Here is a 24,035-nt window from a genome sequence, read left to right as displayed (position 1 = left end):
TGTGCTTTATATTAATGTGGTGAAATTCAGCGCAACATCTTAATTTATACGCGCTCACCATAGATAATTTCTAGACTAAATATTCACCTTTTTATAGCGCCATGATTTCAAAATATGATAGGCAACAGGGACAATAAAAAGCGAGAAAATCGACCCTAAGAATAAACCGGCAACAATCACCATACCAATTTGCTCTCTGGCATGCTCTCCCACCCCTGAGCTATAAAGAAGTGGCAGCGCACCTAAAATCATGGTTGCTGAGGTCATTAAAATAGGTCTAAGCCTTGTAGCTGCGCCTTTAACGACCGCATTTGATAAGCTCTCTCCTTTTGCTAATAGCTCATTTGAGAACTGTACAATCAAGACCCCATGTTTTGATACAAGGCCAATTAATGTGATTAAGCCAATATCGGTGTAGATATTTAATGTCCCCCCTATCAACTTTAATCCCAAAAGTGCCCCAATGACACAAAGCGGTACAGTTAAAAGGATAATAAATGGATCAATAAAACTTTCAAACAAGGCGGCAAGCACAAGATAGATAAATAGAAGTCCTGCAATAAAGATCACAATCATACTGCCACTGCCATCTAACATATCCTTGGCATCTCCCTTGAAGGCCACAGAGGTTCCCGGCAACAGCTTTGGTGTTAAAGTTTGAATTTTCTTCACAATATCACCCATTGACGCGCCTGCTTTGAGTGAAACGTTAATTGCCATTGCATTTAGCTGATTATACGTGGTGAGATATGGAATTTTAACCACCGGTTTAATCGAAATAATCCGCCCTAGCTGCACCCATTGATTATTGTCAGACTCAATGTACAACTTATTTAAAACATTAAAGTTTTTAAGCTCTACTTTTGGTAGTTGAACAATAATAGGATAACTTTGCCCATTTGTTTCATATTCATTAGACAACTGCGCCCCACCAAACATAATATTCAGCATTGATTGAATATTCGCTGGATCAACATCTAACATCGCAGCATTGGTATAATTGATTTCCATGGTAAACTCACCACTATCTACACCACTTGCCAATTGCGCATAGGAAATTCCAGGCACGCTCATCAACACTGAAACGAGCTTCTCAGCTTTCTTGTACAGCACTTGATAATCATCCATTCCAAGAAGATACATTTGAATATCGCCAGAGCCAAAGCTACTGTTTCCAGCAAGCGGCATCACAAAGCTATTGCCTTGAATGCCTTTTGTCTCCTTGATAATCTTATTGAGCTCAAGGGAGATCTTATCGGCATTTGTCACTTCATTTGGATTTAAAACATTAATGGAAAAGCCCTCAGTCCTTCCTGCATCATTATCAACAAAGCCAAATGAATGATCAAACACCTTTGAAGGCAGCGTGTTTTGGATGTCATTGAGCTTTTGCATAATAAACTCAGAGCTTGCATTACTTTGCCCTTCAATACTAACACCAACCACCCCGATGGTATCATTTGGTTGTAGTGCAACGGGCATTGAGCGAAATAGAGAAAAGCCCGCGATAATCAAAATAACAAAAATGACTGCGATCCATATTTTAACTTGAAGCACAAACATCAAAGCACGATGATAAAGCATCTCAAGCTTTTTAAATATTCGAGTAACAAAGTGCTCATAGCGACTTTCTTTATTCTTTCCAAGCGTATGAGCGCACATCGTTGGTGATAAGGTTAATGCTACAAAGCCAGAAATAAGCACACTTGCAGCCAAAGTAAAGGCAAACTCTCTAAAGAAAACAGCCGTTTTATCGTTTAAAAACGCAATCGGAATATACACTGCAATTAAAGTCACTGTCATGCCAATAATTGCAAAGCCAATCTCTTTACTGCCAAGCATGGCTGCTGTCACCGAATCATAACCTTTTTGCATATAACGATAACAGTTCTCTAAAACAACAATCGCATCATCAACAACGAGCCCCACAGCAAGCACCAGCGCAAGCAAGGTCATCATATTGATGCTAAAACCAAGTGGCCAGATAATGACAAAAACGCCAATTAGACACACAGGCAAAGTAACAATTGGCACAAGGGCAGCGCGAATTCTTCCTAGAAATAAAAATGAGATGAAGGCAACCAAAATAATGGCTTCAATAATTGTTTTGATCACCTCATATAACGAGGCTTTCAAAGAGGTCGCAATGTTGAAAACAATGTCAGCATGCATGCCAGGTGGCAACGTCGGCTTTAGTAAGTTAACCGCTTTAGTGACACTTGAGGCAACTGAAATAGGGTTGGCATCAGAGGTTTGAGATACCGCAACCACAACCCCAGGTTTGCCATCGACCATACTCAAAGAAGCACTTTGCACTGACAGGCTACCAAGTGACACCGTTGCCACCTGCCTTAAGCGAACAAGCTTATTATTACGTTTAGCAATAATCAAATCTTCAAATTTACTAATACTATCAAGTGCACTGTCAACGTTAATTGTATAGGTGTTATTTTGCGTGATTAACTGACCTGCTGAAACATTTTGGCTGAGCTCATTGAGTTTATCTTTAATCGTAATTGGCGAGATTTTCAAAAGTGCCATCGCCTTGGGATTTAGCTCAACCCTAAGCGCCTGCCCATCGGAGAAAATCTGCACATCACCCACCCCCGGAATTTGTGACAACTGCTTAACAATAGAGTCATCAATATAAGAGGTTAAATCTGAAATAGAGCGCGTTTCATCAGAAAAACCAATAAATAGCACCTGTGAGCCATCACCCCTTTGCTTAATCTGTGGCGTTTGTGCATTTTGCGGCAAATCAATCCCTGCAATATCACGCATTACTTCTGATTGCGCAGTAATAAACTTCTCTTGAGTAATATTGCCAAAGTTAAGTTTAATCATACTTTGGCCTTGCATCGAAGTCGCTTCGATGTAGCTTAAGTTTTCCGTGCCAGCAATCGCCGAGACAAGTTTTTGTGTGACATCTTTTTGCACCACTTCAGCACTTGCCCCCGGATAGTCTGTCAGAATCATCAGCCTTGGTTTAAATACACTTGGCTCAAACTGAAGCTTAACATAATTAAAACTCAAAAGACCACATAACAGTAAAATCGCATTTAAAACAAAAGATAAAACTGGTCTTTTAATGCAAATTTCAGGCAGTTTCATCTATTTTTCCACCTTGACGCTTTGTCCATCTGAAATAGAGCCCTCTGTCGTTGCAATCACACTATCTCCAAGCTTAAGACCACTTATAATGCTGACATACCCTCTATAAATCTGCCCTATTTTAACACTTTGTGCCTTGGCTTTACCTTTCTCATACAAATAAACAATAAAGCCACCGCTTTGTGCGCTCAGCGCACTTTCTGGCACCGCAAGAACATCATTGTCTTTTTTCAACACTTGTGAAATATACACACTCATTCCCGGGGAAAGTAAATTGTTTTTGTTATCAAATGCCGCGCGCACTGTAAAGGTTAAATTATCACTGGAGACACTTGGAGAGATATAGCTTACCTTAGCATGGAACACTTTGCCTTCAAAGGCATCGGTTCTAAAATCAACCATTTGCCCAAGGTGGATGCTACTGGCATAAGATTCATCAAGGGCATACTCCAATTGCAAATTCTCTTTATCAACCAAATCAACCAGATTATCCCCTGCAGAAACATAGCTACCATCTGCTAAAGTGGTTAGGCTCAAATAGCCTGAAAATGGCGCACTAATCGTTGTGTTTGACAGCTGATATAACGCCGATTCATATTTTGCCTTTGCCTGTAGATAAGTTGATTTTGCCGTATCAAGCTCGCTTTGTGAAACAACTTTATTATCATTGTAAAGTGTCTCAGTCCTGTCATATTGCGCTTTGGCTTGGGTATAATCGGCAAGGGTTGAGTTGACATTCGCTTTTTGTTCAGTATCATCAAGGCGCATTAAAGTTTGCCCCTTTTTCACATACTCACCACTTGTGAAATTGATACTGTTCACAATGCCTGAAATTTGCGATTTTAAGCTAACCGATTGCGGAGCGATCAATTGCCCCGTTGCCTCGGCAGTAATCGGAATATTATGCTTTTCCACCTTGGCAATGGCAACTTCTGTTGGTGGAATCTTAATATCTACATTTTGCTTACCTGTGGCAATAAAAATAAAGTAGATAACAACAAGCAATAATATAAGTGTAATAACACCAAAAATAATATGCTTTTTCATGAACATCTCTTAGCAAATTTGATATTCATAACTTAGCTGATCTATGCTTGGTATTCAAGTCTTTATGGATTAAGTTACTTTCTCTCAACTAAAGCTTCTAAGTATTTAACCTTCTGTCTCAACGCCAAAATAATAGAAATTCCGGGCGCATTTACGCCTAAATCATTGGCAAGTCTTAATGCAGATTTGATTTTATTCAATTGATCTGAAGCAATATAATAGACCTTTTGCTCGTATCTAGCATACACAACATCATGCTCAATCCATTCAATAATAAGCGTTTCAGGAATACATAATAGGCTTGAGACTTCAACGGTTGTTAAATAATCTTTATCCGACAATACACTCAACTCTAACTGACTCATCTTATGCTCCTAATAAATCTTTTCGTGGGTCAAATGCCATATCTTCTGCCATTTTTTGATAATGCGCTTTTTGCGTCTCAGAAACAGCCGGTGGCAAGATAACATCCAGCACAACATAGAAATCCCCACCATGAAGTCCTTTATCTTTTAAGCGCATTTTTTTGCCACTTTGTATATGTGCAGGCACTTTAAGCTTTAATTTGCCCAATGGAGTTGGAATCAAAATATCCGCACCAAGCGCTGCCTCCCATGGCGCCACTGGAATATGGGTGTATATATCATTGCCTACTACTTTATATTGCTTCGTTGATTTGACAATCACTTCAAGATACAAATCCCCTTTTTTGCCAGCGCCCATTGCTGAGCCACCTTGCGCTTTAAGACGTATTTGCTGATGGTTGCCAACACCTTTTGGAATCTTCACTTTAAGACGCTTTGTTTTTTCAACCACATGACCACTTTCATCTAATTCTTGATACGAAAAATGAAGCTCTCGCTCAGCACCATTTAAAGCATCTTCAATAGAAACTTCAACTTTGGTATGTAAATCTTGCCCATCCATATTAAAAGCACCACTTTGAGATTGGCGCTCGGAGCGCTGATGATGTTGCTGGCGAAAAAACTCACCGAAGATATCTTCATATCCACCAAAATCCTGCCCCTGCTGGAAACCAGAAGACCCAAAACCTTGATGAGAACGATGCGCCCCACCTTGCTGGAAACCCCCTTGCTTTGCCTGCTCCCAATGCTCGCCATACTGATCATATAACTTTCTTTTTTCGCTATCTTTCAAGACATCGTAAGCATCTTGAACCTCTTTAAACTTCTCCTCAGCGTTTGCCTCTGTGCTCACATCTGGATGATATTTTTTTGCTAATTTACGATAGGCTTTTTTTATCTCAGCATCGGTAGTAGTTTTGCTCACACCAAGAAGCGCATAATAATCCTGTGCCATAAGTTAAGCGAACTCCGTTTATGTTCTAATATACTCTCTTATTTAACCCAACTTTAGCGTCAAAATCTACCCATACTAACAAGAAAGCACTGTGCAATTTATATTTTTCTCTCACTCGAGAATCAAAAAAATCGAAGTTTACTTACTACAGAGAAATTTGCGAGCTAAAAGCTCATTATTAGCAAATGCCTCAGAAATCCAGCCATAAGCATCAACCGAGTCAGCATATTCCTTTTGCGTGAAGTTGTGTAAAAATGTCGCTTTAATATCACTTTGCTTCAGCCTTTGCACAATCGCATCATTGTATTGAGCATAGGCTTTATTTTCATCTTCAATGGATATAAGCTGAAACCCACTTTTCTTTAAAAGAGAGCAATAAGCTGCCTCTGAGAGAGGAAATAATGCCAAGTTTTCGAGCTCACACATCTGATCGACACGCTTGCCAAAGCTTTTCCCATCAGGGCTCAGCCAATCGTTAATGATAAACTTTCCATCTGATTTCAATACACGGTATAACTCATTAAAAAGCGGCTGTTTGTCTTGCAGATGCACCAATACCCCCTTTGAAAACACCACATCAAAATAATCCGCCTCAAAAGGCATGATATCTGGGTTTTCCGGCAAGATAAAATTGAGATTCTTTTGTGGATACTTCTGAGATGCATACTCATGCATTTTTGGATTGACTTCAATTCCATAATACTCAATGGCAGGGTATTTCTCTGACAAATAATGTGCAAGACCACCCAAACCAAAGCCAATTTCAAGCACACGCTTACCGGTAAGAGAAATGCCATCAAAAAGTGCATCAATTGCGCTTCTACCACCCTCTGACATCATTCCCTCACCATAACAAAGCTCAAGCATATGACAATATTCCATTGGATATTGCTCAATTAAATTCTCTTTTGTGTGACCTTCCATTATTAATGATCCTTTATTATGGCATTGACACCCAAAGCTTGTATCAACGCCATCTGACAAAGTTAAAGATAAGTGATTAAACCTTCTCAGGTGTCTTATTCATATTCTCAATTTTGACTTTCCACTCACTTGGACCTGTTTTATGTACAGAAGTGCCTTGACTATCAACAGCGACCGTAACCGGCATATCTTCCACTTCAAACTCATAGATGGCTTCCATCCCCAAATCCTCAAAACCAACCACTTTTGCTTGACGAATTGATTTTGAAATCAAATACGCAGCGCCGCCAACAGCCATCAAATAAACCGCTTTTCGCTTTTTAATAGCATCGACTGTCGCCTCACCACGCTCAGCCTTGCCCACCATGCCGGCAATGCCAACCTCATTTAACATGAAATCTGTAAATTTATCCATTCTCGTTGCTGTTGTTGGACCAGCAGGTCCCACCACTTCATCACCAACTGGATCGACAGGACCGACATAATAGATAAACTTACCCTTTAAATCGACAGGTAAACTTTCACCCTTTTTAACCATGTCAACAATGCGTTTATGCGCAGCATCACGCCCTGTTAAAAGCTTACCATTTAACAGCAAAGTTTCACCCGGTTTGAAACTTTCAATCTCTGCCTGTGTGATAGTATCAAGATTTACGCGGCGAATATTTGACTGATCTTGAGCTGCAATTTCAGGCCAATCTTCTAACTTTGGATAGGGAAGCACCGCCACACCTGAACCATCTAGGCTAAAGTGCACATGACGTGTTGCTGCACAATTTGGAATAAGCGCAACAGGCTTACAGGCTGCGTGCGTTGGATATTCATTGATTTTAACATCCAAGACGGTGGTTAGCCCCCCCAAACCTTGTGCGCCAATACCCAGTGCATTAATTTTATGATACAACTCAACTCGGAGCTCCTCTAAAGGTGTTTTAGGGCCTCTTTCTAAAATCTCATGCATATCAATTTTGCCGCCAAGTGACTCCTTGGCAAGCACCATCGCTTTCTCTGCTGTGCCGCCAATGCCAATACCAATGATCCCCGGCGGACACCAGCCCGCACCCATAGTTGGCAACATCTCAAGCACCCAATCAACTACACTGTCACTTGGATTTAATACTTTAAATTTTGATTTAAACTCAGAACCACCACCCTTTGCAGCCAACTCAACATCAATCTTATCACCCTTAACAAGATCAATGTGGACAATAGCAGGTGTATTATCTTTTGTATTTTTTCTTGCACCATTTGGCGGGGAGACCATTGAGGCACGAAGCGGATTCTCGCTATTTAAATACGCACGCCTTACCCCTTCATTGACAAGCTCTGTCACTGTTCTATCAGTTTTATCAAGCTTTGCTTCCATGCCCACTTTGACAAATGCACACACCATTCCGGTATCCTGACAAATGGGGCGCTTACCATAAGCTGACATTTTTGAATTAATCAATATCTGTCCCATCGCATCTTTTGCTGCCTTTGATTCTTCCTTAAGATATGCGCTATGCATCGCTTGGACAAAATCTTGTGGATGATAGTAAGAGATAAACTGTAGTGCATCCGCGACGCTTTGAATAAAATCTTCTGTTTTAATAACTGCCATAATATGTTTTACCATTTTGTTTTGTGTTCTATACCACCAATCACACGGCATTTTGGCCGTTAGTAATCTTTAGTTACCGTAATTTATGACTGGTTTCACTCAGAAAAGCATTTTACTAAAATCTGATTAAAAACCCAACTTAACTTTACAAGCAATCAAATACACATTTTTCCCATAACCCTCTATCCTTTCGCTCAAAGCTGTGCAAAAATAATCCACTTTCATTGCGCGTTTTAGTGTAAATTAAATGAGAGAACAAGGGGAAATGATGGAGAAAAAACTAAACTCACCGGGGCTGTTTTCAGCCATTGCATTAAGTGTTGGTACCATGATGGGAAGTGGCTGGCTTTTTGCCTCCTATTATGCCTCAAAAGCGGCAGGTGGCGCTTCGATCTTCTCATGGATTATCGGCGCGGTTGCCGTGCTAATCATGGCACTTTTACTCGCTGAAATTGCGATTAAATATCCAGTAAATGGCTTATTTACGCGCCTTATTAGCATTTCACACAATCAGCACTTTGGTTTTGTCACTGGCATTTCCAATTGGCTTTTGGGTTTAATTGTCATTCCATCAGAAGCGATGGCAACCACTCAATACATCGCCTCGATTTATACACCGCTGACACCGCATATTTTCCATGATGGTGCCTTAACTGCAATCGGTGTTCTTATCGTTGGCATCTTTATGCTTCTTTACACGCTGATCAACTATTGGGGTATCCAGTTTTTCGCGAAGATCAATAACTCGATTACGCTTTTGAAGATCATTATCCCGATTGCAACAGCAGTGACCATTCTTATTGCCGCTTTTCATAGTGGCAATTTCACAGCTGAGAAACATGCCTTTGCACCTTTTGGCGCAGGAAGCGTTTTCAGTGCAATTGTCAGCTGCGGGATTTTTTATTCATTTTTTGGCTTTCAGGTTGCAGCAAGTTTCACCGCTGAGCTTAAAAACCCAAAACGAAATGTGCCAATCGCTTTAGTCAGCAGCGTAATTATTGTGCTTGTTATTTATCTGTTATTACAAATTGCCTTTATTGGCGCACTGCCACCACATATGCTTGATGGTGGCTGGCAAGGATTAAACTTTGAATCGCCATTAGCACAACTCTCTGGCTTATTAGGGCTTAATGTGCTTGCGGTTATTCTTTATGCTGATGCCCTTGTTAGTCCATCTGGAACAGGACTTATCTATATGGGAGCGAGCACAAGAATGTTAAATGAAATGGCAAAGCATAAGCAAATGCCAAAGGTTTTTGCTAAAACCAATCCTAAAATTGCCATGTCGCGCGCTTCACTTATTTTCACTTTTATCTGCTCACTTGTACTTATTATTTTCTTTAGAAACTGGCAGCTTATCGCCTCATTAACCACCACCTTTATTTTAATCTCTTGTGTAGCATTGCCGATTGCTTATTGCAAGCTAAAAGCCAACAAAAATGAGCCATTGCCATTGAGTTATTTGCCATGTTCACAGCTTTTTGCCTTTGTCATTTATCTCTTTTTGACCTATTTATTGATGATTTCAGGCATTACTAACCTTGCCATCGCCCTTGTGCTACACATCGCATTTTTTGTTTTGTATATCATTATGCATCGAAAAAATGAGCAAAAAGATAGCTTAGGCTTAATGCTAAGCGCTTCATGGGGCATCTTCCTCTATTTAGCTTTTGAGCTTATCGCCGCCATTATATTGAAAAACACAGGCAGCTCTGTGTTGTTTTATAGCTTGTTTTTTATTGTTAGTGCATTATTTTATGTTGTACTTGTCAAACAAAAACGAATTTCTTAAGTCGTTTAACTGATTTAGCATATTTTATGTTTATTTGTCGATATACTCTAATCGTCACTTGTAAAATCATCACCATCCAAAGAATGGTTAACTTTTGCAACCTGAGTCATTTCACTTTGTGAATTATGCAAATCTACACGAATGCTCATTTGTTGAGGTTGACTGTTCACTTGGGTTGACCCAATAGCATTCGCTGAAGTCGCCTGAGCGTTAACTTCATCCTCTCTCTCTTCAGATGTACCAGTATTAGACATGTCATGATAGGCATTAGAATCACTGCTCTCAGTGCTTCGCGATGCAGCACTTGCAGCTGACTCTTCTCTAACGCTGCCATCTCTCACGTTTACAACACTGTTATCTCTCTCTCTTGCAGCATTGTCATCTTCCCCACTTGTATCACCTATTACCGATATATTAAAAAAATACATGGCTGTATTCAGAAAATAAGCAGACATTTGGATAGTCCGAACATGTTTCCATTTTTTTAATGCCTTATTTATCGCATAGGCAACTCCCGTCGAACCTGCAAAGGATATCGTTCTGGTAAAAAGGTATTGAACCTTTACTCTCCGAGGCATAGAGCCTCCACCGTAATAAATTTCCTCTGCGGGATTAATCCAAACAAAAGCGGAACCCAAACCTAATAAAAAGCTATTAGTCACTAGGCGAAATTGATTATATTTCCTAGCAAACTGTGAATGTTGGGCAATATCGGCGGCTAAACCCAATCCACCAGCAACAGCTATAAGGCTTCCAGCAAAGAATAACTGCTTACTTGAAACCAAGAAGCTTCTTACTATTTGATACGAGCCTAATAAACCACTTTGAATATCTTGTATGTAATTAAATACTTTCCCTATTTTATGAAATAGTTTTTTTGCATTGTGGCCAGTTGGATCTACAGTCGATATTGGCTCTGCATTAAAACTATCATAACGATTGAAATATCCATAACTATCTTGAGAAATAAATCTTTTGTCTCTGGCACTATAGTTTCTTGCTTTTAAATACAAAGTAGTGCTTTCAGCATCATTATAACTTCCATCATAGCCAAATGAGTCACTTATGGCTAACTGCCCCGCATAACTAACAGAAATCCATAAAAACAAACCAAAATACAAAACCAGTAACAAACCCTTTTTAATCATGAACTTATCCCTTACTTTCAACACAAGGGAGTCACTATACATCAGGCCTATATAAGTAAAACGATCTAAAAGTAAACGCCCGTTACTATATAATGTATCCAAAAGCAAAATCGTTATAGTGCAAAACTTTGCTTTTAGTTTCTCTAATTGAGATTAATTTCATTATGTGCTTTTTGATGCATGAGTCAAAGACTATATATTTAACCGTCTCTGGCTTCAACAAATCAAGTACTGTCTCAAAATATGCACAAGTATGATCAAATGTTGCCTGATTAGCATAGCTGCCTAGCAACGTTTTCCATTTTTGGGCTTCATAAGCATTTAGCCACTCTCTATATTCTGCAACATAACAAGCTGCTTTAATATTGAGAATAACATGTAAATCGAACTCAAGCTTATTTTGAGAGCAAAATTTCAATAAGCTCTGAATATACTTACCTGAAAAAGAATAATAGCTTGGAATATAAATAAGCTTTTGCATAAGACACCCCATTGTCTATTTGAACTTACGCTATCCATACTCCAAAAAACTGTACAAAATAACATCCAATTTATCCAAAACAGGGGTTTCCATATACAAAACAATACACAAAAAATACTTAATATTTACTATAAACACTATCTGGAGAAGCTAATTAATCAGATAGCAATTGATGTGGAATTAAACTAGCCTTATATTGGAATTCATTAGCATTAGAATGAGGCTGATTCTCAACTAAAGGCTCTGCCTGTGGATTCAATCGAGATTCTGACACTGACAGCATGCTTCCATAAGTTTTAGAACCTGCTAAAAGCTTACTAGTTGGTGCTCCATTCATACTATCAACATGAAGTTTTGACGCTTGTAACTCTATATCACTTTGACCTGATAATAATTTAATAGAATGAGTACTCTCTTGACCTAAATACTCCCTCTCATAATATAACTCGGTTTTAGAGAGTGAGATTAATGCTATCGTGTTTGCAATAAATAAAGCAATATTAGAGCCTTGTTGATAGTGTTTTTTAGCAAATGAGTATGGAAGCGCCATTAGTCCAAAAGCACTAACGCTTGGTAACATATATCGTCGTATAGGTCCCTCGAACTCATTAAATTCGTTAGAATAAAACCAGCTTCCTGCCATTACTAAGGCAAAGCTCGTGAGGTAACGAAAACGTTTATATTTTTTATTATAACGTAAATGCGGTTTAATATCTGTAACGAGATTTAAAACCCCCAACGCCAGAATAGCGCCACTCCCAAGAGCCATATCAGAGCGACTAAAGTTAACATAAACACTCGCGCCCCTATATCTCAGGATAGGAAATAATACGCTATACAGCATATTTTCACTGTCTTGCAGATAACCAAATACGTGATTGATCTTTCTTATGATTTTCTTTGCCTTATGCCCATCTTTATCAACATGAATAATAGGGTCATCATTAAAAGCCCGGTAGCGATTAAAAAGTGTAAGTGTATCCTGTGAAATAAACCGCCGAAAACTTGGGGAGTATTCGCGTGCACGCAAATACAATAGCACATTTTCATCGTTTAACATTTCACCATTATACGCCTCATCATCGTTTGCTAGATTCAACGTATAAACCCTCGATATCGCTGAGAAGCCTCTAACATATAGCATTGGTAATAACATAACTGCAATCATAAACAAAATGACAGTGACAGTTAATACTTCGGCTAGTATATTGACCAATTTTATCCGCTTGTTCATCTAGTTAACTCCTTATTCTAAACACTCATAGTAAGTCAATACCTTCTCTTAGTCTTGGTCTTGGTCTTTCTCTATCTCAGACGAATCAGGGGCTGTAGATAGAGTAGTATTCAAGCTACCTTGTGTTTGCCGGTTAGCCTGACCACCTTCATCACTCTCTTCATCTAATTCCATCATCCTATTTGCCATTGGCGAGCCTTCACGATTGATTGGTAGTACTCTAGCATGCTCACCTGATAACCTTTGATAGTCACGATAGCCTTCCACTTCAGAAAAACCTGTCTTTATTCCATAGCCAATACTAAATACATTTGCAACTACAAGTGCAACATTGGCAAAGCGCTTATAGGGTCTTTTTGTCTTCTTTGGTAGTAAATAAGGTACAGAGAGTACGCCAAAAGACCCCACACTAGGCAAAGCCGCTCGTGCAAAGACTTTCAGTTGTGAAATCCAGCTTAAATCTTGGCGAGCATTTGCTAAGCTAAATAGCCCCTCTCCAGCGCCTACTGACAGCACACTCGTTAGAAATCGAAACTGCTTAAACTTTTTTGCATAATGTGTATGCATTTTGACATCTGCAACTAAGCCTGAAACACCTAGTGAAGCAAATAGTCCTCCAGCTATTATATAGCTCTTGGGCAGTCCTCCCCTTAGTGAAGACAACCCGCATCCTACTGCTACAGCTGTCACGCCAGTAAGGATATTTATAGTATCTTGTATATAGCCAAACACATGATTTATTTTTGCTATGATTTTTGCCTTATGACCCATAGGGTCAATATGTGAAATTGGCTCACCATTAAAAGCGCTATACCGATTAAAGAGCGCAAGTGTATCTTGAGAAATAAACGCACCCTTATCTGGTCTATAGTTACGTGCATGCAAATATATTAACCCTGTCTCTGTATCTAACATTTCACCATCAAATCCAACGCCTTCGGTAATCAAGGCCTGTTTTAGCGTACTCTTTACACCTAAAGAGTTGCTCTTATCTCCAGCATAAATAATTGAAACAGAAAAAAATAATAAAACTAGAAATACATAACGACACATTTGCTAGAGCCTCCCTTCCTATTCCCTAATCCGAACAAAGATTCTAGCTTAGATCCACTGCCTTCGATAACCACCGAACTAAAAACCCTTGTTGCATTTTGCAAAACAATCTCTCATTAAACATGCGTTTCAAAAAGCAAGCATATTTAAAACACCGTTCATGATTAAAATAAACCAATACTTGAAGATGGTTGAAAAATAATCACATTAACAAACTAACATTGCCTAAAATGACTTAAATTAAAAAACCAATAAAAGCGTGGGGTATGATTGATGGGGAAAGTCATATACAGAAGATGTATATGTTTCTTGGTATGGCTAGCAGTGCTTTGCATTTTTAATGCTTCATATGCTACATCAGCCATTTCCGAGACGAGTTTAAGTTTATCTAATGATCCATTTTTTTATGATGCAGCCTATCAAGACGTTGAAACTAACTCTATTTATCTGCGAGCAAGGTATTTTTCCACTTCAAGCAATCACTTTATATCACAAGACACACTGTCGCTCTTTAATCGCTATAGTGCTTTTAATGATAACCCTGTTAGCTTTCTTGACCCATCTGGTCACAGTGCCAAGTTTTTCCATGCTAAGTGGTGGCACAATAAAAAACATATCTCTTCTTTTAGCTTTAGTTTATTAAGCACTGCTGCAAGTAGCTTAACAGTTTACTTTGCGCCTTATGGCGGATTTTACTTTGACACTTTAGTATTCGCTGGCATCTCACAGCTTAGCTCTATAGAAAATGCATCTGTTAATAATGCTTTGAATAACCGAAAATATCGGTTTCAAGATTATTTTAATGCGCATTATACTACAGACATTGCCATTCAAGCAGCTATTGGAGCATCTCTTGCTGGTGGCGCTAAATTTATCAATTATAGTATTGAAGATTTTGCGACATTTAAAAGCGCTTTTTCAGAGAATGATATACATTCTCTGGGCACAAATAATATTTATTTTACTAAGGGCAGTACTTCTGGCAAAATCGGCAAAATTCTAAGCCCTTTGCTCAATATGGAACATACAGGTTTTTATATTCCAAAAGGGATAGAGATAGATGAGTTTGAAGCGCTTGGGAATAACTTTAGAGCCTCACATTCAGTTGGAAATGCTGAATTAATTCACTATATTGACTTTGAGCCAGTAAAGGGAGGAAAGTTTATTGGCCGCACCGAAGCAAATCCAGTATATGGAACATTAGTTAACAGAGCTAATACCGGCTTCTCTAGAGCTGAGCTAAAAACTGCAGCAGAAAGTCTACCAGATCACCTAAAATATCAAATGTTTCGCCCAGATGCAGACAAAGGGACATATAACTGTAATACCATATCTAAACTTATATTTGACCAGATTATGAGACAGCGATAACCCTCTTAAATACCTAGCCAATCTGGTTATCACATATGATCAAGAGCATAATAGTTACACCTCTTTGCAAATGCTCATTTCACTAAATGGAAATTGCGAGACACAGCCCATTACTAAGTTTGCGGCAGAACGAAAGAGTCATTATAATTTTACCCAATATGATTTAAATAGAAAGTAACTCATACTATGTGTCATTATGAAATATGTTATCAAGATGTTACAATAAGCGATGAGAGAGACCGAATTGACGTTGACTATGTTTATCATAATTTGCTTTTAAATACCTATTGGGCTCGAAATTTACCCTATTCACGCTTCAAAAAGAGTATTGATAACTCGCTTTGTTATGGTATTTATTTAGGTCTTAAACAGATCGGCTTTGCGCGTGTAGTTACCGACTTTTCAGAAACGGCTTCTCTTTGGGATGTTGTTATAGATCACCATTATCGGGGTAATGGTTATGGAAAGCTTCTTGTAGAGAGTGCAATCAAAAACCCTAAACTTAAAGACGTATTTAAATGGTTTTTAATGACTGAGGATGCTTTTGCATTATATGAAAAATTTGGATTTACAAAAGAAAGTAATCCTTTTGTAATGACAAAAATCATGCCTCCAACCTTTTAATGAGAGCATTATATTGTTTGATCTGAGGTTTAAAACGAGCAACATTAATAGAATTGGAGTTATCTCTTATTTAATTACATGTCTTTTTTATTTTTATGATCCAATTTTGCAAATATATCCCAGCGTAATGGCCAATCAATTCATGCACGACTTTCATGTTGACACTATTCAACTAGGGTTTATGGCATCAATCTATTTTATTCCTTATGTTCTTATGCAACTTCCATATGGGCTGTTATCAGATAAATTAGGTATACAGCTACTTATGTTGATAGCCTGTTCTATAACAGGTGGAGGTTGTATTTTATTTAGTACAGCTAATAGTTATCACTTGATATTATTTGCGCGCTTTATCATGGGTTTTGGCGCTTCGGCATCTACCGTATGTATGGTAATGATGACAAATCATTGGTTTGGAGGACGTTATTTTGCTGTAATGGTTGGCATTGGGCAATTATTTGGTAATGCAGGCTCAATGTTTGGAGATATTCCTGTTTCAATATCTATTACGCATATTGGTTGGAATCAAACCGTTTTCATTCTTGGTATTATAGGATTAGTTATTGCCTGTTTGAGTGGTATTACTGTAAGAGATAACCCTAACTATAAAAGTGAAAGTTACAAAAACAGCATGTCCATTTGGATGCAATTGGTCCTTGTACTAAAAAACCACAAAACATACTGGATTAGTATATATGTATTTTGTTTATGGACTGGATTTTCAGCCTTTGCAGGCTTGTGGGGCGTATCATACTTAACCTGCCTATATCATATAAGTACTACAGAAGCAGGTAGTACAATTGCTATAATGTGGGGAGCATCTGCATTAGGTAGTGTTGTGATTGGTTGGTTATCTTCAAAAATGTACAAACGCAAATTGTTTTTGATCATCTCAGCAGTAGTTGGCTTAGTAAGCTTTCTTGTGATCGTCTCATTATCTAAAATACCTTTTATAGCAATGTGTTTGTTATTATTTCTTGCTGGCTTATCCTCCTCCGGACAAGCATTAAGTTTTGCCTATATCAAAGATATTAATCCAACGCCAGTAGTTGGCACTGCATCGGGGTTGAATAACATGATGGTTATGCTAGGCTCTATTTTCATTGACCCATTTATTGGCTATCTACTTAAACACCTTAATCAGAACAAACAATATACTCATGGAACTCTACTCTATTCTGTAAAAAACTATCAGCATGCTTTTATAGTTGTACCCATCTTGTTTATGATCGCTATTTTTATTTCATTGTTTTTGAAAGACCCAGCACAAAAAGTTCTTTAAGCACCAAGCCAATAATGCTTGTTTATTGTGTTATTGCTCATCATCGCTTCAAAGATTGGTGTTCGTGCAAATAAGTAACTGGTGCGTGCAAAGCGGCTTGCCATATTCTTTGACGATCTCTGCCAATTTTGCGTAAGCCCTGAAATTGCACCCGTTGCAAAAGGCAAAAATACAGACGCTAAATAAGCATTATGCCTTGCTTTATTGTGTTTTATATCATCATACATATAATATCCAGATTGAATAGCATTTAACATATTACCGGCAATGCCTCCTCTAAGCGCACCAAGACTTGCCACTTTCCACAAAGGAGCTTCATTGTTTGTTTGAGGCAACATAGCACTCACAAAACCATAAAATTTCCCCGAAAACGCCCCTAAAAATGCAAGTGACACTACCATGCTAGAACGATATCCCGTCCCTTGCGCCCACTTTGCTTTGATATAATTTTCCTGCAGTCCACCACCGGCGCCCAAAAGTGCAATAGACAATATTGCACTTCTATTTACCAGTACATCCTTTCCAGCCTTAAGTGCCTCAGAAGTCTCTCCCCTTGATAAGGTCCCTTGTAGATTGACTCTTCTATAATCCATTAAGTTACACTCCACTAATGCATTTTCTATAGTTTGATCTGCTACTTCATCCTTTGCCGATAACTCAGAAAGCCTAGCCACACTAGACATAATATTTGGTTGTGATGCTACTGAACGCGCAAAGCCACTGGTGGCAAAGACAAGATTTGCCACTACACTTAAATATTGCCCTCTAGTTGATGCCGCTATAGATTGCAAAATATTAGGCAGCCCATGTCCCAATACAAAAACAGCTCTAAGGGTTAAAGAGTCTTCATTTAATAAGCTACTGACTCCCGCCATTATGATTCCAATACCAAGAGCACTTGCCGGCGTTCCCAAATACCTTACACCTTTAACAAGCCCTTTTTTAAAGCTTGCATGACCTCTAGGATCTATCCTCTCGATAGGATCATCATCAAAAGCCTGATAGCGATTAAAAAATAAATAACTATCTTGCGAGATAAAAGTTTTATTACTGGGCGCATAGTAGCGAGCATGAAGATAAATACAGTTGCTCTCAATATCTTGGTATGCTGTATCATACAAATATGGATCAACCTTAAAATCAAATGCAAAAACTTTCAAGCTAAATACAATTAAACAACAAGTTACAACCAATTTCCTCATAGATTAACAAACACTTTCCTTTGCCTATACTTAATCGTATAACTTGAAATGAAGATAGATAGCCAAAAATATAAACTTATGTTTTCTTTATTTGCAGCGACTCTGCTTTGATGGCTTTTAGAATGGTATTTGAAGGGTTAAATGTCTTAACCTCAATCTACAGGAGAAACTGATGAGAAAAAAATATCAAGCACTTACACACTCAATATTATTAAGCTCGATGTTAGCTACAATCCAAACTGCTAACAGCTTTCCAAAACCACCTCCATCGGGTGCACATGCTGGTAATATGCCTATAACTGCTAAATGTAGTACAACGCTACCGTCGCCCTCTGTATCAATCATCGTCAAGGGTAATTATCGCTATATTACCAGTAATGGCATTCCAGAAAGTCATGGCTCTTTTCCTGATGCAGGGGACCCAAATATGCTTTGTGTCGTCACACATCATTTTCGTGTACCACTTCATCCACAGGCTCAATCAAATCCAGTTGTTTGGTATGGCCCTCAATTTATGGGGGTTGCACTTAATGGCATTCCATTTGATCAAGGAACTGGAGAGTTTTGGCATAAAGCGGTAGGACGTGTTAATTTTTCACCTTCTCCTTGGATGTATGTTGCCTCACAAGAGTCAGTCGGATTAGACAGCTCAAATGGCCATCCACAACCACCTGAGGGTCTTTATCACTATCATAAACTACCAGAGGCTTTATTTAATCGCTTATCCAAAACAAATATGTCTAAAGATAAAATGACACTTATTGGCTATGCCGCTGACGGTTTCCCCATGTACGGTGTTTATGTTCATCAGAATCCAAATGATCTCTCAAGCCCACTTATCGAAGCAAAAACAGGTTATCAGTTAAAATCAGGAGAGCGTCCAAAAAATGCGCCTTCTGGCAGTTATGATGGTACTTTTTTTCGTGATTATACTTATGTTCAGCAACAAGGGCATCTAGATCAATGTAATGGGCAATATGGCAAAACTTCAGAATACCCAAATGGCACGTATTATTATGTCATTACAAACACCTTCCCATTTTTACCACTTTGTTTAAAAGCCACAGCTGATGCCAGCTTTAAAAAAGCACCGCCTCCTGACATGTAAACAGTATATTTAATTCTCTTTTTAATATTTCTCTAGCTAAATTCATCTTAGCTTCTTACTGCCTTATCTATCTGTTTATTTATAGGGCCCATATCAGTCTGCCAGATGGTACTTAAACTAGTTTGAGCTCCAAGTTTAGGCCAAGCACGATCTTTTATCTCCTCATCATTATAGATTCCATGCGTACCAGCAAATAACAAAGCTCCTGACAAAAAACCCATGTCAGCTGAAATTAGAAGTCCATCGTTAATATTCTTTCTAACTCCCCAGCGGTCAGTCATACCCGCTCTAGAAAAGTATGTATTAAGCCCTTGCGCAATGCCTCCACGTACACCACCAAGTACTGCGGCTGTCCCCCTGCTTACGTACTCCTCATCGAAAACACCATAATTCATATAAATAGCTGAAGTTCCCGCTAAAAAAGCTGCTGAAATAGCCCCATAGCCCATAGACTGTAAGAACTGTCCTCCATGCATATTTCCACTTTGGTAATTAATCCCTAAGTTTGCTAAAGTGTTATCTACAAAATTACCCACAAAATTAAACCCCATTCTCTCAGTTGCTGTCATCAGCTTATCCCGAACCCTTGGAGCTATAACAGAATCGTCGAACGTCCAAGTTACTGATGTAACCACCATCCCCGTCAAAGCAAGGATGTTGCCCACTAACTCATTTTTATTACCGCTAACGCCTTGTTCTATCATATTCTGAGTAATAGCGGCAAGGTTAAGAACCCCTCCTCCTATATAAGCAAAGGGAGCAAGGCCAGGACTTAGAATCAAAGGTGCAGCAATAGAAAGTAAGGCACCTGTAACCATTATGCTTGTTCTATATCCGGTTTTTCGCCAATATTTTTGACTATGCCACATTCGGTGCCAAAGGTTTTTTGCATGATGCCCAGTAGGATCAATATCGTTAATGACCTGACCACCAACATAGGCATAACGATTAAAAAGTCCATAGGTATCTTGGCTAACAAATCGATTTTGCTGTGGGTTATAGTAACGAGCACGCAGATAAATTGCATTGTCTTCTGAATCTTGATATTCCCCTGCAAATTGATAGGTATCTGAGCTTAAGGATAATAACTGTGTATCACTTTGTGTACTAATGTTCTTTGCATAGACTTGTGTCAACACCCCCAAACTTATAAACAAAACGATTCCATATATAACCTTCAATGGTAACTCCCCATTTTAAATAAAGACGAATTTGGCAAGTGTAATCTAGCTTGGAACCTAATGATAAGCGAGAACTTCTAAACTTACGTCATTAAAAATCAAACAATAGCTTTCTCACGTTCTAATGCTTACCTAAAAGCATATTTGACACACACATCAATATTTAAAATAATCGATGTTAATATACAGGCTACAAGCAATGAAATTGACCAAGTTCCTAAAAAGACACCCTGAATCAAGAACGTAAAAGGCGGGATAAATGTCGTAATAAATGAGAATTGCTCAGCACCAATATTTTGTACACTATTTTGCGAACAAAAGTTAGGTAACACCATATTGATCAACCCAAGCAAAAGCAAAACCATTACAACCTGCTGTATGGTACTATTTGTATATAGGGCAACCTTGCGATGCACATCAATAACAATATAAATCAGTGAAAATAGACAAATAGGATAAAACCGAATCGTCAATATATCGAGAGCTGTCATGTCATGGCGCTTGGCATAAGCTAAAGAGCCATAGTAATAAAGGTATGCCATTATTCCTGAGAGAGTTGCAGTAACCAGTGTTAATGGCGTGGCATCTGGTGCCAACCAGTAAATTAAAAACCAAATGACTAGCGACAAACTCACTACAAATCGACGTTTTTTTACTATAGCAGCCACAATTGCTTGCCAGAGAAAAAGTATTGCCAAGGAAAAGCTCGCAGATGCATGAACGGCAGTATAATAGCTACACCACCAAACCAATAACATCGATATGGTCATGCTAAGCCATAAAAAAGGTGATTTAACAATAGTTTGATGATTTTTGATAATATAGCGAAGTCTAATCAAGTTAAAAAACAGCATTGCAACTATGGACACACCAAACAAGAGCAAAGGAATTGAAATATTATCACCTAAGTGGCTCACCCAGACAGTTGAAAATGAAATAACAAAAATATATAAAAACGCTTGTATGTACCCTTTCATTCTAAACAGCTCCCTTGCTGCTCTATACATTGCAAAATCTTCGTATCATCTTCAATCACCGTTTGATTATCACTCTCAAGCAAAATCAGCATTACCAAGCTCAGTAGGCTTTCATCATTATGCTGCTGTGTGCTCATCGCTGAATGTAGTACTTTATGCATAACATAAGAGGATAGGTTACTAATGCTTTGCAGGTTAATTTTGCTATAGCATCCTTTTTTGTTCTTAAACATATAGATTCTTTGTTTAACAGGCCTGTTTTTAATAGGCGTCATAAGCTTGTTATCAAGTAAGTCTCTATATACACTGATTTGATTGCGGCTATACTTTCTCTCTGCAAGCAAATTACACCATCCATGTATTCCCGAAATACGCGTGTTTAATTCAATAAATTTAAACCCTGATTTTGTCTCAATAATCTCAGTATGACTAAAGCCATTAAGCATGCCTAAAGCTTGCAAGCAAGAGATAGTGTACTGCAACAAAGGTTGTATTTTTTGAGAGAACATATCAACCGTATCAATACTTTGATATATGAACAAGCCATTCACTTCATGTTTTACATAGAATCCAACTGACACAATTTCTATTTTCCCTTTTAAACTAACTGCATCAACATAATACTCCTTTCCTGTTATTTTCTCTTGTAATACAATATCTGAATCATAGAGTAATCCTGTATGCAACCTTTGGTAATAGTGTTTGATATCCTTCTCACTAGAGGGTGAAAGAACCCCCACAGAACCAGCTGAACCACTACTCGGCTTGATTACAATCTCCCTTTGATTATCTGCAAAAAATGCCTCAGTTTGCTGTATCTTTTTATTACTCTCTAGATGCGCTGGAAGCTTCTTTTGAACAATATGCGTCAAGTTATTGCGTTTAAGCACCTCATTCATCATAAACTTATCAAATCGCCATAAACTTGTTGTTGGGTCATTGGCCTTATCTGAAAACAATCTTGCTAGCAACTTCTCTGCATATGGCACACAAGCAGTGATGCCAATAAAGCCATGGACAATGGCATAGCCTTCAATACTATCAAGCTGTTTAATGTCTAACTCTATATTCTGAGTAGATTGTAGAATGCAAGCAAAAGGTAAATCATCATAAGAAAAATATGTATCTTCAGTAGCCATTGTGCATAATGCAATTACCTGAAACCCACACTCTCTAAATCTAGTTACAATGTACTGAGGCGCACTAAGCGGGTCAATGACTAAAACAGCCTTTTTCAAAGTATTCACTCCTTAATGTGTTCTGAAATTAACATTCGAAGCTAAGAAAGTGTCACTCTAAAGTCAATATCAAGAAGGTGAAACCCATGTTTAGCGTAATTTTAATGCTCATACGCCATAGAGATTATAATAACTTTTTAATCTGGCTCTTGCTCTTCACCAAGCGGTTGTAACTCAATCGATGCAGTTGCTCTTGCCCAGCGATCTCCAGAATAACGACAAAGCATACAAGTTACAGGATTGCCGTCAGCCATCTTTAACTGCGCCCATTCTTCCATACCAGCCTGATCTGCAGGATGAGTATATTCACTATTATTGTTTGAGACAGCACCTTCAACTTGTGCTGAGTTTTGCTTTTGGTGTACAACAACAGGATCTCCCTGTTGAAATGGTTCACCATCCAAGAGGTTAACCTCTTGATGTGTGACTTGATAATCTCCAATATGACGATAATAATCAAAGCCAACGAAGTTATCCTCACCTTGTTGTTGATCAGGAATTAACTGTTCACGTATGGCAGGAAGAGGAGCTTCTTCTCGCGCTACGTCTGACTGATATAAAGCATCTGAAAGTTTGTAAGACAAGGCTAGTGCAACCATATTCCCCACAAAAGACATCGGACCATATATATTTTTATGCGCGCCACCTTTAACCGCATAAGCTACTGCAGCTGACACACCATAGGAAAATGCAAATGAAAGCATACCAAACATAATCCCACCACCTACAAATTGACGGGAAACTCGATAGCCATTTTGTACCTGCACTTTGCTTAGTGTCATTAAACTAGAAGCCATACCTAATAACAAAACATTGATAATCACCCTAGGCATCCTCGCATGTCGTCTGGTTTTTTTTCCTTGCACTTCTGTAATTGCATTAAGGCCGCCTGCTGCCATAAACAAGCCTATTGTAAAATAAGTAATTAAACTCCTTGGCGCATTAAACAAAGGTGCCTGTATCACGCCAAAAATAGCATTTCCAAGCCCTTGTGCCACTTCAAACATATGATTCATTTTGCGATAACGCTTTGCATGATGGCCATTATTATCAAACTTATTAATAGGATCTCCTGAAAACCCACTATAACGATTAAATAGGCGATAGGTATCTTGAGAAATAAACCTTGCTGTATTCTCATCGTAATATCTTGCTAGCAGGTAGCTTGTAGTACTTTCAGTTTCATGATAAGCATCATCAAAGGCAAATGGATCGCTTACAATCTGCAGTTTTAATACCCCGATTGCCTTAGTATTATGTTGTGTGGCACTTGCACAATTGAAAAGCGCAGTAGAAATAAAAATAATTAGTAAAACAACCACCTTCATAGTACCCTCCT

20 protein-coding genes are annotated in these 24,035 nt (G+C 38.5%); 5 read left to right on the top strand and 15 right to left on the bottom strand.

Annotated features, from left to right (window positions below; genetic code table 11):
• Positions 1-75: 75 nt before the first annotated feature.
• From A37Q_RS0109100 to A37Q_RS0109075, 6 genes are all read right to left on the bottom strand, one after another.
• Positions 76-3,111, bottom strand: a complete 3,036-nt coding sequence (locus A37Q_RS0109100) for an efflux RND transporter permease subunit (RefSeq protein WP_018299970.1) — start codon at positions 3,109-3,111, stop codon at positions 76-78.
• Positions 3,112-4,158 carry an efflux RND transporter periplasmic adaptor subunit gene (locus A37Q_RS0109095; RefSeq protein ID WP_018299969.1) on the bottom strand — a complete coding sequence of 349 codons (1,047 nt, stop codon included), beginning with the start codon at positions 4,156-4,158 and terminating at the stop codon, positions 3,112-3,114.
• Between the two features lie 74 nt (positions 4,159-4,232).
• The gene (locus A37Q_RS15100; protein WP_018299968.1) at positions 4,233-4,523 is read right to left on the bottom strand and encodes a chaperone modulator CbpM; all 291 of its coding nucleotides are present in this window, start codon (positions 4,521-4,523) and stop codon (positions 4,233-4,235) included.
• A gap of 1 nt (position 4,524) precedes the next feature.
• Positions 4,525-5,478, bottom strand: a complete 954-nt coding sequence (locus A37Q_RS0109085) for a DnaJ C-terminal domain-containing protein (protein WP_018299967.1) — start codon at positions 5,476-5,478, stop codon at positions 4,525-4,527.
• 138 nt (positions 5,479-5,616) lie between these two features.
• Positions 5,617-6,402: a class I SAM-dependent methyltransferase gene (locus A37Q_RS0109080; protein WP_018299966.1), complete on the bottom strand. Its 786-nt coding sequence runs from the start codon at positions 6,400-6,402 to the stop codon at positions 5,617-5,619.
• 76 nt (positions 6,403-6,478) lie between these two features.
• The gene (locus A37Q_RS0109075; RefSeq protein ID WP_018299965.1) at positions 6,479-8,005 is read right to left on the bottom strand and encodes a fumarate hydratase; all 1,527 of its coding nucleotides are present in this window, start codon (positions 8,003-8,005) and stop codon (positions 6,479-6,481) included.
• A 268-nt stretch (positions 8,006-8,273) separates the two neighbouring features.
• Here A37Q_RS0109075 and A37Q_RS0109070 point away from each other — a divergent pair, with 268 nt between their 5' ends.
• Positions 8,274-9,797 (top strand): APC family permease, encoded by a 1,524-nt coding sequence (locus A37Q_RS0109070; RefSeq protein WP_018299964.1) that lies wholly within the window; start codon positions 8,274-8,276, stop codon positions 9,795-9,797.
• A gap of 47 nt (positions 9,798-9,844) precedes the next feature.
• On the opposite strand, the gene A37Q_RS0109065 is transcribed toward A37Q_RS0109070, so the two are convergent.
• The 4 genes from A37Q_RS0109065 to A37Q_RS0109050 form a co-directional block, all read right to left on the bottom strand.
• On the bottom strand, positions 9,845-10,945 hold the full coding sequence (locus A37Q_RS0109065; protein WP_018299963.1) for an RHS repeat-associated core domain-containing protein: 1,101 nt from the start codon (positions 10,943-10,945) through the stop codon (positions 9,845-9,847).
• Between the two features lie 85 nt (positions 10,946-11,030).
• Complete coding sequence (locus A37Q_RS0109060) at positions 11,031-11,426, bottom strand: hypothetical protein (RefSeq protein WP_018299962.1); 396 nt, start codon at positions 11,424-11,426, stop codon at positions 11,031-11,033.
• A 154-nt stretch (positions 11,427-11,580) separates the two neighbouring features.
• The gene (locus A37Q_RS0109055; RefSeq protein WP_018299961.1) at positions 11,581-12,660 is read right to left on the bottom strand and encodes an RHS repeat-associated core domain-containing protein; all 1,080 of its coding nucleotides are present in this window, start codon (positions 12,658-12,660) and stop codon (positions 11,581-11,583) included.
• Positions 12,661-12,708: 48 nt separating this feature from the next.
• The gene (locus A37Q_RS0109050; RefSeq protein ID WP_018299960.1) at positions 12,709-13,713 is read right to left on the bottom strand and encodes an RHS repeat-associated core domain-containing protein; all 1,005 of its coding nucleotides are present in this window, start codon (positions 13,711-13,713) and stop codon (positions 12,709-12,711) included.
• Between the two features lie 273 nt (positions 13,714-13,986).
• Here A37Q_RS0109050 and A37Q_RS0109045 point away from each other — a divergent pair, with 273 nt between their 5' ends.
• From A37Q_RS0109045 to A37Q_RS0109035, 3 genes are all read left to right on the top strand, one after another.
• A complete protein-coding gene (locus tag A37Q_RS0109045; protein ID WP_083907035.1) occupies positions 13,987-15,084 on the top strand; it encodes an RHS repeat-associated core domain-containing protein in 1,098 nt (365 codons plus the stop codon).
• A gap of 186 nt (positions 15,085-15,270) precedes the next feature.
• Positions 15,271-15,708 (top strand): GNAT family N-acetyltransferase, encoded by a 438-nt coding sequence (locus tag A37Q_RS0109040; RefSeq protein ID WP_018299958.1) that lies wholly within the window; start codon positions 15,271-15,273, stop codon positions 15,706-15,708.
• A 13-nt stretch (positions 15,709-15,721) separates the two neighbouring features.
• Complete coding sequence (locus A37Q_RS0109035) at positions 15,722-16,990, top strand: MFS transporter (protein ID WP_018299957.1); 1,269 nt, start codon at positions 15,722-15,724, stop codon at positions 16,988-16,990.
• Here the strand turns inward: A37Q_RS0109035 and A37Q_RS0109030 are convergent.
• Positions 16,987-18,192, bottom strand: coding sequence for an RHS repeat-associated core domain-containing protein (locus tag A37Q_RS0109030; RefSeq protein ID WP_018299956.1), 1,206 nt, complete (start codon positions 18,190-18,192; stop codon positions 16,987-16,989). The two genes, A37Q_RS0109035 and A37Q_RS0109030, sit on opposite strands and share 4 nt — an antisense overlap.
• Before the next feature lie 172 nt (positions 18,193-18,364).
• Between A37Q_RS0109030 and A37Q_RS15095 the strand changes: the two genes are divergently transcribed.
• On the top strand, positions 18,365-19,300 hold the full coding sequence (locus A37Q_RS15095; protein ID WP_018299955.1) for a YHYH protein: 936 nt from the start codon (positions 18,365-18,367) through the stop codon (positions 19,298-19,300).
• A gap of 47 nt (positions 19,301-19,347) precedes the next feature.
• Here A37Q_RS15095 and A37Q_RS0109020 read toward each other — a convergent pair whose 3' ends face one another.
• From A37Q_RS0109020 to A37Q_RS0109005, 4 genes are all read right to left on the bottom strand, one after another.
• On the bottom strand, positions 19,348-20,457 hold the full coding sequence (locus tag A37Q_RS0109020; protein ID WP_169710281.1) for an RHS repeat-associated core domain-containing protein: 1,110 nt from the start codon (positions 20,455-20,457) through the stop codon (positions 19,348-19,350).
• Positions 20,458-20,609: 152 nt separating this feature from the next.
• Positions 20,610-21,458, bottom strand: a complete 849-nt coding sequence (locus tag A37Q_RS0109015) for a hypothetical protein (protein WP_018299953.1) — start codon at positions 21,456-21,458, stop codon at positions 20,610-20,612.
• The gene (locus A37Q_RS0109010; protein ID WP_018299952.1) at positions 21,455-22,696 is read right to left on the bottom strand and encodes an ATP-grasp domain-containing protein; all 1,242 of its coding nucleotides are present in this window, start codon (positions 22,694-22,696) and stop codon (positions 21,455-21,457) included. The genes A37Q_RS0109015 and A37Q_RS0109010 overlap by 4 nt, the downstream gene beginning before the upstream one ends.
• A gap of 137 nt (positions 22,697-22,833) precedes the next feature.
• Positions 22,834-24,024: an RHS repeat-associated core domain-containing protein gene (locus tag A37Q_RS0109005; protein ID WP_018299951.1), complete on the bottom strand. Its 1,191-nt coding sequence runs from the start codon at positions 24,022-24,024 to the stop codon at positions 22,834-22,836.
• Positions 24,025-24,035 lie beyond the last annotated feature (11 nt).

Origin of the sequence: Fangia hongkongensis FSC776 = DSM 21703 (assembly GCF_000379445.1) — a bacterium.
Taxonomy (GTDB): Bacteria; Pseudomonadota; Gammaproteobacteria; order Francisellales; family Francisellaceae; genus Fangia; species Fangia hongkongensis.
The sequence above is the reverse complement of the archived record's forward strand: the minus strand, read 5'-3'. Positions and strand labels throughout refer to the sequence as shown.

Coding starts and splice junctions, on each gene's coding strand:
- A37Q_RS0109100 (WP_018299970.1), bottom strand. CDS start 3,111: ATGAAACTGCCTGAAATTTGCATTAAAAGACCAGTTTTATCTTTTGTT.
- A37Q_RS0109095 (WP_018299969.1), bottom strand. CDS start 4,158: ATGAAAAAGCATATTATTTTTGGTGTTATTACACTTATATTATTGCTT.
- A37Q_RS15100 (WP_018299968.1), bottom strand. CDS start 4,523: ATGAGTCAGTTAGAGTTGAGTGTATTGTCGGATAAAGATTATTTAACA.
- A37Q_RS0109085 (WP_018299967.1), bottom strand. CDS start 5,478: ATGGCACAGGATTATTATGCGCTTCTTGGTGTGAGCAAAACTACTACC.
- A37Q_RS0109080 (WP_018299966.1), bottom strand. CDS start 6,402: ATGGAAGGTCACACAAAAGAGAATTTAATTGAGCAATATCCAATGGAA.
- A37Q_RS0109075 (WP_018299965.1), bottom strand. CDS start 8,005: ATGGCAGTTATTAAAACAGAAGATTTTATTCAAAGCGTCGCGGATGCA.
- A37Q_RS0109070 (WP_018299964.1), top strand. CDS start 8,274: ATGGAGAAAAAACTAAACTCACCGGGGCTGTTTTCAGCCATTGCATTA.
- A37Q_RS0109065 (WP_018299963.1), bottom strand. CDS start 10,945: ATGATTAAAAAGGGTTTGTTACTGGTTTTGTATTTTGGTTTGTTTTTA.
- A37Q_RS0109060 (WP_018299962.1), bottom strand. CDS start 11,426: ATGCAAAAGCTTATTTATATTCCAAGCTATTATTCTTTTTCAGGTAAG.
- A37Q_RS0109055 (WP_018299961.1), bottom strand. CDS start 12,660: ATGAACAAGCGGATAAAATTGGTCAATATACTAGCCGAAGTATTAACT.
- A37Q_RS0109050 (WP_018299960.1), bottom strand. CDS start 13,713: ATGTGTCGTTATGTATTTCTAGTTTTATTATTTTTTTCTGTTTCAATT.
- A37Q_RS0109045 (WP_083907035.1), top strand. CDS start 13,987: ATGGGGAAAGTCATATACAGAAGATGTATATGTTTCTTGGTATGGCTA.
- A37Q_RS0109040 (WP_018299958.1), top strand. CDS start 15,271: ATGTGTCATTATGAAATATGTTATCAAGATGTTACAATAAGCGATGAG.
- A37Q_RS0109030 (WP_018299956.1), bottom strand. CDS start 18,192: ATGAGGAAATTGGTTGTAACTTGTTGTTTAATTGTATTTAGCTTGAAA.
- A37Q_RS15095 (WP_018299955.1), top strand. CDS start 18,365: ATGAGAAAAAAATATCAAGCACTTACACACTCAATATTATTAAGCTCG.
- A37Q_RS0109015 (WP_018299953.1), bottom strand. CDS start 21,458: ATGAAAGGGTACATACAAGCGTTTTTATATATTTTTGTTATTTCATTT.
- A37Q_RS0109005 (WP_018299951.1), bottom strand. CDS start 24,024: ATGAAGGTGGTTGTTTTACTAATTATTTTTATTTCTACTGCGCTTTTC.